Annotated in this window: 10 protein-coding genes, 1 tRNA gene and 2 pseudogenes; 6 read left to right on the plus strand and 7 right to left on the minus strand. The window is 62.3% G+C overall.

Going from position 1 to position 11,297, the window contains the following annotated elements:
• Window positions 1-71: 71 nt before the first annotated feature.
• Window positions 72-362: a DUF1127 domain-containing protein gene (locus tag NKJ84_RS13885; RefSeq protein ID WP_352475835.1), complete on the minus strand. Its 291-nt coding sequence runs from the start codon at window positions 360-362 to the stop codon at window positions 72-74.
• 178 nt (window positions 363-540) lie between these two features.
• On the opposite strand from NKJ84_RS13885, the gene NKJ84_RS13890 reads away from it, so the two are divergent.
• The 4 genes and pseudogenes from NKJ84_RS13890 (at window position 541) to NKJ84_RS13905 (ending at window position 4,917) form a co-directional block, all read left to right on the plus strand.
• Complete coding sequence (locus NKJ84_RS13890; RefSeq protein WP_352506903.1) at window positions 541-1,497, plus strand: LysR substrate-binding domain-containing protein; 957 nt, start codon at window positions 541-543, stop codon at window positions 1,495-1,497.
• 70 nt (window positions 1,498-1,567) lie between these two features.
• Window positions 1,568-3,133: an exodeoxyribonuclease VII large subunit gene (gene xseA, locus NKJ84_RS13895; RefSeq protein WP_352506904.1), complete on the plus strand. Its 1,566-nt coding sequence runs from the start codon at window positions 1,568-1,570 to the stop codon at window positions 3,131-3,133.
• Window positions 3,134-3,163: 30 nt separating this feature from the next.
• Window positions 3,164-4,299 (plus strand): annotated as a pseudogene (locus NKJ84_RS13900) (DmpA family aminopeptidase).
• Between the two features lie 135 nt (window positions 4,300-4,434).
• Complete coding sequence (locus NKJ84_RS13905) at window positions 4,435-4,917, plus strand: ankyrin repeat domain-containing protein (protein WP_352475838.1); 483 nt, start codon at window positions 4,435-4,437, stop codon at window positions 4,915-4,917.
• Between the two features lie 113 nt (window positions 4,918-5,030).
• On the opposite strand, the gene NKJ84_RS13910 is transcribed toward NKJ84_RS13905, so the two are convergent.
• The 4 genes from NKJ84_RS13910 to NKJ84_RS13925 form a co-directional block, all read right to left on the minus strand.
• The gene (locus NKJ84_RS13910) at window positions 5,031-5,285 is read right to left on the minus strand and encodes a hypothetical protein (RefSeq protein ID WP_352475839.1); all 255 of its coding nucleotides are present in this window, start codon (window positions 5,283-5,285) and stop codon (window positions 5,031-5,033) included.
• A 510-nt stretch (window positions 5,286-5,795) separates the two neighbouring features.
• A complete protein-coding gene (locus tag NKJ84_RS13915) occupies window positions 5,796-6,140 on the minus strand; it encodes an Atu4866 domain-containing protein (protein ID WP_502896106.1) in 345 nt (114 codons plus the stop codon).
• The gene (locus NKJ84_RS13920; protein WP_352506905.1) at window positions 6,140-6,868 is read right to left on the minus strand and encodes an SDR family oxidoreductase; all 729 of its coding nucleotides are present in this window, start codon (window positions 6,866-6,868) and stop codon (window positions 6,140-6,142) included. Before NKJ84_RS13920 ends, NKJ84_RS13915 begins: the two co-directional genes overlap by 1 nt.
• 91 nt (window positions 6,869-6,959) lie before the next feature.
• On the minus strand, window positions 6,960-7,712 hold the full coding sequence (locus NKJ84_RS13925) for an SDR family NAD(P)-dependent oxidoreductase (protein WP_352506906.1): 753 nt from the start codon (window positions 7,710-7,712) through the stop codon (window positions 6,960-6,962).
• A 135-nt stretch (window positions 7,713-7,847) separates the two neighbouring features.
• Here NKJ84_RS13925 and NKJ84_RS13930 point away from each other — a divergent pair, with 135 nt between their 5' ends.
• Window positions 7,848-8,756, plus strand: coding sequence for a LysR family transcriptional regulator (locus NKJ84_RS13930; RefSeq protein ID WP_352506907.1), 909 nt, complete (start codon window positions 7,848-7,850; stop codon window positions 8,754-8,756).
• Between the two features lie 63 nt (window positions 8,757-8,819).
• Here the strand turns inward: NKJ84_RS13930 and NKJ84_RS13935 are convergent.
• Window positions 8,820-8,896 (minus strand) — tRNA-His (locus NKJ84_RS13935).
• Window positions 8,897-9,235: 339 nt separating this feature from the next.
• Window positions 9,236-9,694: a phasin gene (locus NKJ84_RS13940; RefSeq protein ID WP_352506908.1), complete on the minus strand. Its 459-nt coding sequence runs from the start codon at window positions 9,692-9,694 to the stop codon at window positions 9,236-9,238.
• Window positions 9,695-9,946: 252 nt separating this feature from the next.
• Here NKJ84_RS13940 and NKJ84_RS13945 point away from each other — a divergent pair.
• Window positions 9,947-11,297 (plus strand): annotated as a pseudogene (locus NKJ84_RS13945) (PAS domain-containing protein); the annotation flags it as partial.

Genomic DNA, 11,297 nt, shown 5'->3' on the forward strand with positions numbered 1-11,297 from the left:
GGGAGCCTGCGTAACTTGGTGGCGTCGTGCCTCAAAAGGTTCAATGCGACCAAAATCGCGAATTCGTGCGATCACACCACCTTGCGGGCAAGATCCTCGATCGTTTCGGCGCGCTCGATGGCGATGACGCGAAGCCTTTCTGTCGGATCTCGGCCAAAGGGTACACCGACAGCAACGTGCAGGTCGGCGCGGGTCAGGCCGATGTCGGCGAGCTCGGCATCCGACATCTCGCCGAGGCGATAAAAGGCGCGGCGGTTTTTCCAGGCGCGGTAAACATTGGCAGCGGCATTGGCCACGCGCGTCGCAACGGCCGGACGCGAGGTGATGCGCGAGGTCTCGGTAGCGAAATCAAACGTAGCCATGTCGGTCTCCTTCACATTCGAACGGGCGAAACCGGTCGATCGGGCGCTGGCAACAGCGGCCGTTCCGGCTTCGATTCACATGCGTTCATGTGGACAATCGGAATTTGCCATGGCCCGATTGATTAATCCAACGAATGTTTCTAATCTTTAGCATCAGCATCAATGATGGATTAGGCCAATGAAAGCGCCGCTCGATCTCGATCAGTTGCAGACCTTCATCTCGATTGTGGACACCGGCAGCTTTACCCGCGCGGCGGAAGCGGTGCATCGGACCCAGTCTGCGGTGTCGATGCAGATGCGGCGGCTGGAGGAACGGATCGGCAAACCGCTGTTCGAAAAAGACGGCCGCACCAACAGGCTGACCGAGGAAGGCGATAGACTGCTCTCCTACGCAAGGCGGCTGCTCTATCTCAACAAGGAAACACTGGCCGCCTTCGACGACCGCCGGCTCGAAGGCACCATCCGCATCGGCACGCCGGATGACTATGCCGATCGCTTCCTGCCAGAGATCATGGCGCGGTTTGCCCGCTCCAACCCGCATGTCGAACTGACCGTTATCTGCGAACCGACGCCGGGACTGGTCGAACACATCAAGCGCGGCAATCTCGACCTGGCGCTGGTGACGCACAATGACGCGCGCGGCCAGTCGGAAGTGGTGCGGCGCGAACCGCTGCTGTGGGTTACCTCGGCCAACCACGCGACGCATGAGCAGCCGATCCTGCCGATGGCCTTCGGCCGGCCGAACTGCATCTGGCGGCGGGCGGCCGCCGACGTGCTCGACCAGCAGAACCGCGACTACCGCATCCTGTTCACCAGCTTCTCTGCCACCGTCATCGCCGCGGCGGTGCTTTCCGGCCTGGCGATCTCGGTGCTGCCGGAATGCGCGCTGCGGCCCGGCATGCGGGTGCTGGGCGAGGCCGACGGTTTCGGCGCCCTGCCCGATTGCCGCATCGGCATTATGCGCGGCCAGACCTCGCGGCCGGAGATCGTCGATGCGCTTGCGCGCCACATTTCGGAGAGCCTCGACAATATTTCCGTGCCACTCGGCCAGGAGACCGGCACGTTCGATTTCGCCGCCCTCGCCTTCGCCAAGATGAAACGGACGAAGCCGAGCCAGATCCTGCCGGGCTGGTGATCGCGCGATTGGGGCCGACATCGAACACGGCCGCCTTGACGGCGGCCAACAACCGTTCCCCAATCGGCCGATGAGCGACGCAGCACCCGAATCACGCACCAACGCCACCGAGTATACGGTGAGCGAGATTTCCGGCGCGCTGAAGCGCACGGTCGAGGACGTCTTCGGCAATGTACGGGTGCGCGGCGAGATTTCCGGCTATCGCGGACCGCATTCCTCCGGCCATGCCTATTTCTGCCTGAAGGACGATCGCGCGCGGCTCGATGCCGTGGTGTGGAAGACCACGATGAGCCGGCTGAAATTCCGTCCCGAGGAAGGCATGGAGGTGATCGCCACCGGCAGGCTCACCACCTATCCCGGAAAATCCAACTACCAGATCGTCATCGACAATCTCGAGCCGGCCGGTGCCGGTGCGCTGATGGCGCTGCTGGACGAGCGCAAGCGCCGGCTGCAGGCCGAAGGGCTGTTCGACGCGGCCCGCAAGCGGCGTCTGCCGTTCATGCCGCGCGTCATAGGCGTCGTCACCTCGCCAACAGGTTCGGTGATCCGCGATATTATCCACCGCATCAAGGACCGGTTCCCGCTGCACGTGCTCGTCTGGCCGGTGCGGGTGCAGGGCGAGACGGCGGGCGCGGAAGTGACCGCTGCCGTCAACGGCTTCAATGCACTGCCTTGGGACGGCGCCACCGCGCGGCCCGATCTGTTGATCGTGGCGCGCGGCGGCGGCAGCCTGGAGGATCTGTGGGGCTTCAACGACGAAGCGCTCGCCCGGGCCGTCGCCGCTTCGGGTATTCCCGTGATTTCCGCGGTCGGCCACGAGACCGACTGGACGCTGATCGATCTGGCAGCGGATGTGCGGGCGCCGACGCCGACAGGCGCCGCCGAGATCGCCGTGCCGGTCAAAGTCGATCTCGAAGCGACGCTTGCCGGCCTTGGCGCGCGGTTGAAGACCGCACTGTCGCGCAATTTCGAACGCAAGCGGCAGGCGGCGCGCGCAGCCGCCCGGGCGCTGCCCTCGCCCGACCAGTTGCTGGCGCTGCCCCGGCGGCGCTTCGACGAGGCGACGAGCCGGCTCGGCCGGGCGCTGTCGGTCAGCGTCGAGCGCAAGCGGGCCAGGCTTCTGGGCCAGCGTCTGACACCGGCGACCTTGTCGCGGCGCATGAACGAAGCCCGCACACTGACCCGCCGCGACCTCGCCCGAGCGCAAGCGGCGTTCTTCGCCATCGTGCGCGAGCGTCGGGCACGGTTTTCGCGCACGGCCGCCAGACTGTCATCGGCGCCGATCGCCAGACGGCAGAAACTGCGAGGCGATGCCCTGCTGGCACTGGCATGGCGGCAGGACCAGGCGATTTCGCGGCGGCTGGACCGTCTGCGTGGAAAACTGACGCAGGCCGATCGATTGCTGGCGACGCTGTCGCACAAGGCCGTGCTGGCGCGAGGCTTCGCACTGGTCAAGGATGCGGACGGCGCGGTGGTCAAGCGTTCGGCGGAGGTCGTGTCGGGAATGGCGCTTTCGCTGGAGTTCGCCGACGGCACCGCCGATGCCGTCGCCATCAGTGGCACGGCGCGGCCGAAGGCGATTGCCAAGTCGGCAGCCAAGCTCAAGGCGCCGGGCGGCCAAGGCTCGCTTTTCTGAGGAAGACCAAGGCGCTTTTCTGAGGAAGAAATGACCGATCCGCATCTTACGACGCCCTCGGGCAAACTGCGTGCACGCGCCGTCGATATCCCATTCGAAGGCACCCCAGGCCGCTTCAATGCCATCACCGATGTGCCCGGCGTGACGGTCGGCTATACGACGCTGATCTCAGGGGACGGGCCGCTCGTTGTCGGCAAGGGTCCGGTACGCACCGGCGTGACCGCGATCCTGCCAAGGCCCAGAGACGAGTTGGCCGTCCCGGCGTTCGCCGGTGTGTTCAGCGCCAATGGCAATGGCGAACTGACCGGCTCGCATCTGATAGAGGAGCTCGGAGCGTTCAATCTTCCCATCACCATCACCAACACGCATTCCTGCGGCGTCAGCCGCGACGCAACGTTGCGCTGGATGCAGACGGTGCTGCCGCACGCGCTCGACAGCGCCTGGGCGCTGCCGGTGGCGGGCGAGACTTATGATGGCTTTCTCAACGATATCAACGGCCATCATCTGAGCTTCGAGCACGTGTTTTCCGCGCTCGACACGGCTGAAAGCGGGCCGATGAAGAGGGCAGCGTCGGCGGCGGCACAGGCATGATCACCTTCGGCTTCAAAGCAGGGTCCGGCACATCCTCGCGCAGCGTCGACTGGAACGGAGAGCGTTTCACGATCGGCTGCTTCGTCCAGTCGAATTTCGGTGCAAGGCGAAACCTCGTCATAGGTGGCATCAGGGCCGGAGCGGAACTCGCCGAACCGGCGATCCGGGACAACACGCCCCGAGCGGAAAAGAGCTCGATCATCGCGATCGTCGCCACCGATGCGCCATTCATGCCGCACCAGTTGAAACGGCTGGCGAAACGCGTGCCCCTCGGGGTCGCGCTGACCGGCGGCTATGGATACAATTCGTCCGGCGATATTTTTCTTGCGTTCAGCACGGCCAATGCCGATGCGGCGCGCGGCGCGGCCGGCAAATTGGCCAGCGCCGGTTACATACCGGATGCCGACATCAACCCGTTCTTCGACGCCGTCATTCAGAGCGTGGAGGAAGCAATCCTCAATGCTTTGATCGCCAACGAAGACATGAGCGGGCGCGACGGCAATTTCGTGCCGGCATTGCCGAAAGGGTGGCTCGAAGGTAGATTCGGGGCGCATCACACTGCAGATCTTGGTTAAGCTTTCGCGGTCTTCGCCGTCTTCGGCAGGAATGGCCTGGAAGCCGCGAAGGATTAACCCAAAGCAGCTCAACGACGAATAAACGACCCCAAAAAATATCAATTGGAAGACTCATCGCCCAATCGGAGCCATAGTATGAGCAACCCAGATGGTCCCGCACCCGTGCACAAGGCGGTGATGAGACATAGCTCGGCTGAAGTCATCCAGGCCATCTCAGAGGGGAAAGATGTCGATGCGTTAGATCGCGAAGGCCGGACGCCGTTGTTTTATGCGTCAAAAGATGGCGAGACCGCAATCGTCGCTGCACTGATCGAGCGTGGAGCGAAGGTGAATGTGCAGGACAAGAATCTGGAAACACCGCTGCACTTTGCTGCTCGCGAATATCGGCTCGAGGTGGCGGAACTTCTAGTCAAGGGCGGCGCAGATGTTTCTTCCCAAGACATTCATGGAAACACGCCCCTGTGGCGTGCCGTGTTTGAATCACGGGGCCGTGGCGAGTTGATCAAGCTTCTTCTCTCAGCTGGCTCAGATAAGACACTGAAAAACAAGCTTGGCTGTTCGCCGCAAGACCTCGCAAAGACCATTGGAAATTACGACATTAACGCGTTCCTGGGCTGAAAACCCGCTAGCTTCACCCAGCAAGCAATTAATGGTGTATGCTGTGCTTCAAATAGCTGGCGCCAGGAACTTCGATCTCGACAAGCCACTGTCGCATACTGTTCCTAAGCATATTACTCGGCGGGCTTGTTCGAATTCTTTTCGTCCTGCTCGGCCTCGGCCGCCTCTTCGAGCCTCGAAGCAATGAGCTCCTGAATGTCGCCGACCTCTTCCTGAATATCCTCCAGGGGTATGCCGGCTTCGGCAGCCTTGGCCGCGCATTCCCTGGCGAGGGTCTCGGCCTGCTTCTCGATTCTGGCTGGCGAGGGCTGGCAGTGGACTTTTTCGCCAATCCACCCGCGCAAGAACTCGATCGCGTGTTCACTCATACTGCTGTTTCCCTAGCGGCTGTCCCGATTGGTAATCATAAACGTCGGCATCTTCGAAAAGATGCGTGCTGCCATTCGAGCCGAGTCGGCTTCGCCCGGCAAGCCGAACTTGTCCGAGGTCCACAGAGCCGAAGGGAATGGAGGGTTCAAGGAGCACGTTCTGGTTTTTGAGGACTGATTCTCTCGAGGAAACTCGTTCGACCCGCGCTATTGTTTCTATTTGCTTTTTTTCGGTTTTCAAGCCGTTTTAGATCACGATAGATGTCACAATAGCTAGCACATTTACCGCGCTCTCGCTGGCACGACGTAAAAGGCGAGCCGTCAAAGCCGCCGCTATATAGTGACAACCATTTGCAATGTCGACTCTGCTCGCGGTCCTGCTTCTTTCCGCCGCGCTTGCTGGGAGAGATATGGCGTGACCGGCCTTGCAGTGCAAGCTGCCGAGCGCGTTATGCAAGGCATGCAATAGCGTCTTGTGGAGCCCTGAAGTGCTTGTCTCAGGGTGGCTCTCTACCGCTGGCGGTAAAGGATCATGCCGGCATGATAGAGGACGCCTTCGACGAACTCACCATCCGCGGTGAAGCCCGTATCGTCCCAGTATTCTATGTGGTTGCCCCGCACTTCGTAGCGTCCCTGATAGGCGCTCTCGCGGTCACCGCGCGCTTCGTCATAACGGCCGTTCGGCAGGAGTTCGTGCCTGATATGGCGATCCTCGGTGACCCACAGTCCGACGTAAGGATGATCTTGCTGCGTCATTGGTTCCTCTGCAAGGATTGGAGTTGAAGGAAGGGTCAGGCCGGCTGGAGTTACAGCAAGGGCAATGCCCGTATGCACTGCGGTCAAAGTGGATGGCATCAATGCGCCGCCTTCGTCGGACGCACGACGATCTCGTTGACGTCGACATCGTCGGGCTGTTCGATTGCGTAGCGCACTGCCCTGGCGATGGCACCGGGTTGCAGGGCAATAGCGCGCCAGGTTTTCATGGCGGCGGCAGCGGCTTCGTCGGTGATCGTGTCCGCCAGTTCGCTTTCCACCACACCGGGATGAATGCAGGTTACGCGGATATCATCACTCTCCTGGCGGAGCCCATCGGAAATCGCGCGGACAGCGTATTTCGTTGCGCAATACACGGCAGCCATGGGCGAGACGGCCAGTGCGCCAATGGAACCGATATTGATGATATGCCCGGAGCCACGTGCCGTCATCTCAGGGAGCACCGCCGCGATGCCGTACAGAACACCCTTGACGTTGACGTCCACCATCAGCTCCCACTCGTCGACCTTCATGGCTGCCATGGCCGACAGCGGCATGATGCCCGCATTGTTGACGATGACATCTACCTGGCCCCATTCGGCCCGCGCGGCATCGGCGAATGCTGCGACGTCCGCCCTCTTGGTGACGTCGAGCGCTCGCACGCGAACCGTTCCACCAGCCGCCTCGATTTCTGCCGCAAGCGCTTCAAGGCGGTCGGCGCGCCGCGCGCCGAGCATCAGCTTTGCACCTGCCGCGCCAAGTTCGCGGGCGATGCCAGCACCGATGCCGCTGGAGGCACCGGTGATCAGAACAACTTTGTTCATGGTCATCGTAGACGATCCTTTTGGTTTTGTGATTATTTCACGATGTGAAGGGATGGCGTGCGGATGAGCTCCCGCGGCGCGCCGGCTTTATAGGGGATCACTGGGCGGTGTAGCCGCCATCGACCAGAAGCAACGCCCCGGTGATGAAGCTGGATGCCGGCGAGGCAAGAAAGGCGATGGCCTCGGCAACTTCTTGCGGCTGGCCGATCCGGCCGATCGGATGCGCGTTGCCGAAACTGCGCAGCATCTCCCGGCCATTCTCCACCACACCTTCCATGATGTCGGTTTCGATCACGCCAGGGGCAACGGCGTTGCAGCGAATGCCCATACGCCCATATTCGATCGCGATTACCTTGGTCAGCTGTGCGACAGCCGCCTTGGAGGAGGCATAGGCCGCCTGCGTCTCGAAGGCCGCGACGGCCGAGATCGATGAGACATTGACGATCGCGCCGCCACCACCGGCGGCCATCAGTTCCACAGCGGCACGGGCGGTGACGAAGCTGCCGCGCGCGTTGATCTGCAGAATGCGGTCGTAGTCGTCGACCGAGGTCTCCGTCAGACGTTTGTTGAGCGTGCGACCGGCATTGTTCACGACGATGTCAAGGCGTCCGAAGCGCTTCGCCGCGAGCTCGACCGAGCGTCGGGCCAGATCCTCGTCGACGACGTCGCCGACCAGGGTTGCCACGTCCTCGGCTTCCAATTCGCGTACGGTGTCGCTGAGATCGCTTGCCACGATCCGGGCACCGCGCGCACGCAGCAGCTCCGCCGTGCAGCGACCGATGCCGCGTGCCGCGCCGGTCACGAGGGCGACTTTTCCATCCAGGTCCCAGGAGGAAGGGAGTGATGTCATGGGATACTCCTTGTCGGTCGGCTTCGGCTTGGATCGGGAGGATCAAGCCTTCTTGCCGTTGCGACAGAGATAGAGCCAGGGCATTGTCGCGATAAGCCGCCTATTGTTAACCTCTAAGGTAAGTGCCGCTAACCAATGGACGTCGATCTCAATGCAATTGCTGTCTTCGTCACGGTCGCTGAGGAACGCAATTTTCGCGCTGCTGCGGACCGGTTGGGCGTGACGCGCTCAGCGGTCAGCCAGAGCATCCTCAGGCTTGAACAGCGTCTGGGGATCGCATTGCTGCAGCGCACGACACGCAGCGTCAACCTGACCGAAGCGGGCGAGCGCCTGTTGGCGAGCGTCGCACCGGCAATCGCCGACGTGAACGCGGCAGTCGAAGCCACCACGGAGTTTCTGGACCGCCCGCGCGGCCGCCTGCGGATCGCGGTTTCGTCTATCGCAGAGACCTTTCTGTCAGGACCGTTGCTGGCGTCCTTTACCGAAACGTTTCCCGAGGTGCATCTGGACATCGTGGTGACAGACGAGGAATTCGACATCGTTGCCGAAGGCTATGATGCCGGAGTCAGGCTCGGCGAAGTGATCGAGCAGGACATGATTGCCGTGCCGGTATCGGGCGATCAGCGGCAGATGGCCGTCTGCGCCCCGCGCTATCTCGAAAAGTTCGGAGCACCCGCCCATCCGCGCGAGCTTGTGGCTCATCGCTGTATCGGCTGGCGGCCGGCGCCGGGAGTTTCGCCCTATCGGTGGGAGTTTGGCGAGGACGGGCGCGAATTCGACGTGGCGGTTGCGCCCGAGATCACGACCAACGACATGTGGCTGATGATCCGGCTGGCCGTTGCAGGCGCCGGGATCACGTTCGGCATGGCGGATACATTCCGCCCCTGGATCGACCGCGGCGAGCTTGTACCAATCCTCGACGGCTATTTCCCGCCGTTTGCTGGTTTCTATCTCTATTTCCCCAGCCGACGGAATGTCGCGCCGAAGCTGAGAGCCCTCGTGGACCACCTGCGCGGCGCGCGTCAGGCGCGGGACCCTGGGTGAGGCAACCGGTCATAAGACCGCTTTAGCAGTATTTTGCCGGTCAGAAGTGTAGCTGAAAGGTGATGGTACCGTTGGCTGGGATCGAACCAGCGACCTCCGGATCCACAATCCGGCGCTCTAACCATCTGAGCTACAACGGCACGTTTTGCCAGAGCGGGATCGAGATGAAACGTTCGGGACCCGCTCTGTCGTTCGGCGATGCGTCCATACGGGCTATCGGAGTTTAATTCAAGGCTTTTGGCAAGGCAAAAGCTCGCTCCGGCATCGCGTCATTTTCCGCCGGACAAAGAAAAGGCCGGCGGGAGGAGGTGCCGGCCTTTTCCTGTTACGAGCCAGCGGGAGGAGGTGCTGGCTGGTTACCCCGGTGAGCAGAGGGAGGAGGTTCCACTCGCCGGGTATTCGTTTGAACGACTATATCGCACATCTATTTGTCTGACGAAATGCGACCTTTTGATGCATCGTCAAACTGTGTGCAAATATTAGGCGATCTTGATTTCTTTCACGGCCTTCTCGAAGGCGGTCTTGATCGGCTTGGATACGTCCTCGGCCGCCTTGGCAGCAACCGCCTGGAAGTCCTTGGCCTGCTCGACGGTCATTTCGACGCGCTTGCGCAGGAAAGCGGTCTGCAACTCGACGACTTCCGACAGCGACTTGGCGCCGATCAGCGCTTCGAAATGCGAGAAGCCGGCTTCGGCATTGGCGCGCAGGGCGGCGATGGTCTTGAGCGACAGGTCGCTGGAAACGGACTTGGCGGTCTCGTAGGTCGACTCCAGAGCCTTCTGGGTCTCCTCGGCGCCGGTCTTCAGCTTGGCATAGGCCTCTTTCGACTGCTCGACGCCCTTTTCGGCGAAAGCGCGGATCTGGTCGGTGGCCTTGGAAGCGTCGAAGCTCGGGAATTCGGCGTTTTCGATCGTTTCAGCGGTCTTGGTCCTGGACATTTTCCATCCTTTTCAGCGGCAGCGGCTTTGACGAAAAGCCGTCTCGTTCATGTATCATGGCAATATAAAGGCAATTTTTGTGCATTGCAACATGTTTGTTGCATCGCACCATATATTATTTATTCGTGGCGTTAACCACGCGCCTAGAGATTCCATTGGTTGCACGCTATGACTTGTGGACCTTCGCGCCGTCGGCTTTTATTAACAAAGCGTTAACCGCAAATTGCCCGCTCTGTGAGGGTCGCCAAACGCATGCCGGCTGAAAACTACTCCTTCCTCGATGTCGCCGTGCTCGACCCGGTCCGCCTGCGCTTCGCCGCAGGCGACGCGATCGCTATTCTGTCGGCCGATCTCGAGCAGGTGATCTGGGCCAACGGCCCCGGCGCAGCGGTATTCGGCTATCCCGACATCGGCGCGATCATCGGCGCCTCGGCAGGTTTGCCGCTGATCGCCAGGCGCCAGATCATGGCAACCAGCGGTTTTCCGCAGATCGGCCGCGACCGTGCCATCACGGTCCGGCTGGCGACCGGCCTGACCAGCCGCGCGGTCGGCTTCCTGGCCAGCGCAGTGACCATGCCCGATGGCGAGGAAGCAATCATGCTGGCGCTGCCGGCGGCGCAGACCGGCTCGCGCAGCGCGGCCGAGATCGCCGATCGCGCCATCGGTGGTTTTACGGAAGACGGCCACTACATCGCCTTTGTCGACGCCAAGGGCAATATCGACGCCGCATCGGACGGCTTTTCGGCACTCGGCATCCGGCCTGAGACGCTGGCCGCGCTTGTCGCCGACGTGGCGAACGAGAGCGACCGCATCGTCAAGCGCCTGGTCCCAGGCGGATCCAGCTCCTATCCGGCGGGCCTTGCCCGGCTGACGGACGAGCGGCACCTGCTGGTGGTGATCGACGAGGACCGGTTCGACGGCGAGGCCCCTGATGGCGAGCGCGCCGGGGGGGAAACCGGCAGCGAAGCAGCAACGGCACCGAGCGGTGGCGATCTTCCCCAGCCGACGGGCCAAGACAACGAGCCGCCAATCGCCAGAATGGGCGCGGCGGAGATCAACCTTGCAGCGATGGAAGGCACCTCAGCATCGGCGGAGCACGAAGCTGTCGACGCGGCTGACAATCAACACACGGTTGGCGAAACGCCAACGCAGCATGATCATTGGTACTTCAATGCCGGCGACGACGCGCAGGTCCCGCCCGGGGCAGCTGCGTCCGGCAAAGCCGAGAACAGCCCGGACGCTTCGCAGGCCGGCGCGGATACTTCGCCGGAAAGCGCCGCAAAAGCCACCAAAGCCGCCTCCCCGGCCGAACGCCGCGCTTCGGCGATCGATCGCACCGCCGCGCCCATGCGTTTCGTCTGGCGTACCGACGCGGAGGGCCGGTTCAGCGCCCTGTCGCCGGAATTTGCCGAGCTTGTCGGCAGGCCTGCCGCCGACGTGATCGGCCGCCGCTTCGAGGATGTTTCGGCCGCCTATGGCCTCGATGCTTCTGGCGAGATTGCCGGCCTGCTCGAACGGCGCGACACCTGGTCCGGCCGCTCCGTGCTGTGGCCGGTCGCCGGCACCGATCTGAAGATACCCGTCGATCTGGCGGCGCTCCCGG

This window comes from Mesorhizobium sp. M0048 (assembly GCF_040323405.1).
GTDB lineage: Bacteria > Pseudomonadota > Alphaproteobacteria > Rhizobiales > Rhizobiaceae > Mesorhizobium.

What these genes read in the sequence shown, in the direction of transcription:
- NKJ84_RS13905 (WP_352475838.1), top strand. Translation starts at nt 4,435, where the DNA reads ATGAGCAACCCAGATGGTCCCGCACCCGTGCACAAGGCGGTGATGAGA.
- xseA (WP_352506904.1), top strand. Translation starts at nt 1,568, where the DNA reads ATGAGCGACGCAGCACCCGAATCACGCACCAACGCCACCGAGTATACG.
- NKJ84_RS13885 (WP_352475835.1), bottom strand. Translation starts at nt 362, where the DNA reads ATGGCTACGTTTGATTTCGCTACCGAGACCTCGCGCATCACCTCGCGT.
- NKJ84_RS13910 (WP_352475839.1), bottom strand. Translation starts at nt 5,285, where the DNA reads ATGAGTGAACACGCGATCGAGTTCTTGCGCGGGTGGATTGGCGAAAAA.
- NKJ84_RS13925 (WP_352506906.1), bottom strand. Translation starts at nt 7,712, where the DNA reads ATGACATCACTCCCTTCCTCCTGGGACCTGGATGGAAAAGTCGCCCTC.
- NKJ84_RS13915 (WP_502896106.1), bottom strand. Translation starts at nt 6,140, where the DNA reads ATGCCATCCACTTTGACCGCAGTGCATACGGGCATTGCCCTTGCTGTA.
- NKJ84_RS13920 (WP_352506905.1), bottom strand. Translation starts at nt 6,868, where the DNA reads ATGACCATGAACAAAGTTGTTCTGATCACCGGTGCCTCCAGCGGCATC.
- NKJ84_RS13930 (WP_352506907.1), top strand. Translation starts at nt 7,848, where the DNA reads ATGGACGTCGATCTCAATGCAATTGCTGTCTTCGTCACGGTCGCTGAG.
- NKJ84_RS13940 (WP_352506908.1), bottom strand. Translation starts at nt 9,694, where the DNA reads ATGTCCAGGACCAAGACCGCTGAAACGATCGAAAACGCCGAATTCCCG.
- NKJ84_RS13890 (WP_352506903.1), top strand. Translation starts at nt 541, where the DNA reads ATGAAAGCGCCGCTCGATCTCGATCAGTTGCAGACCTTCATCTCGATT.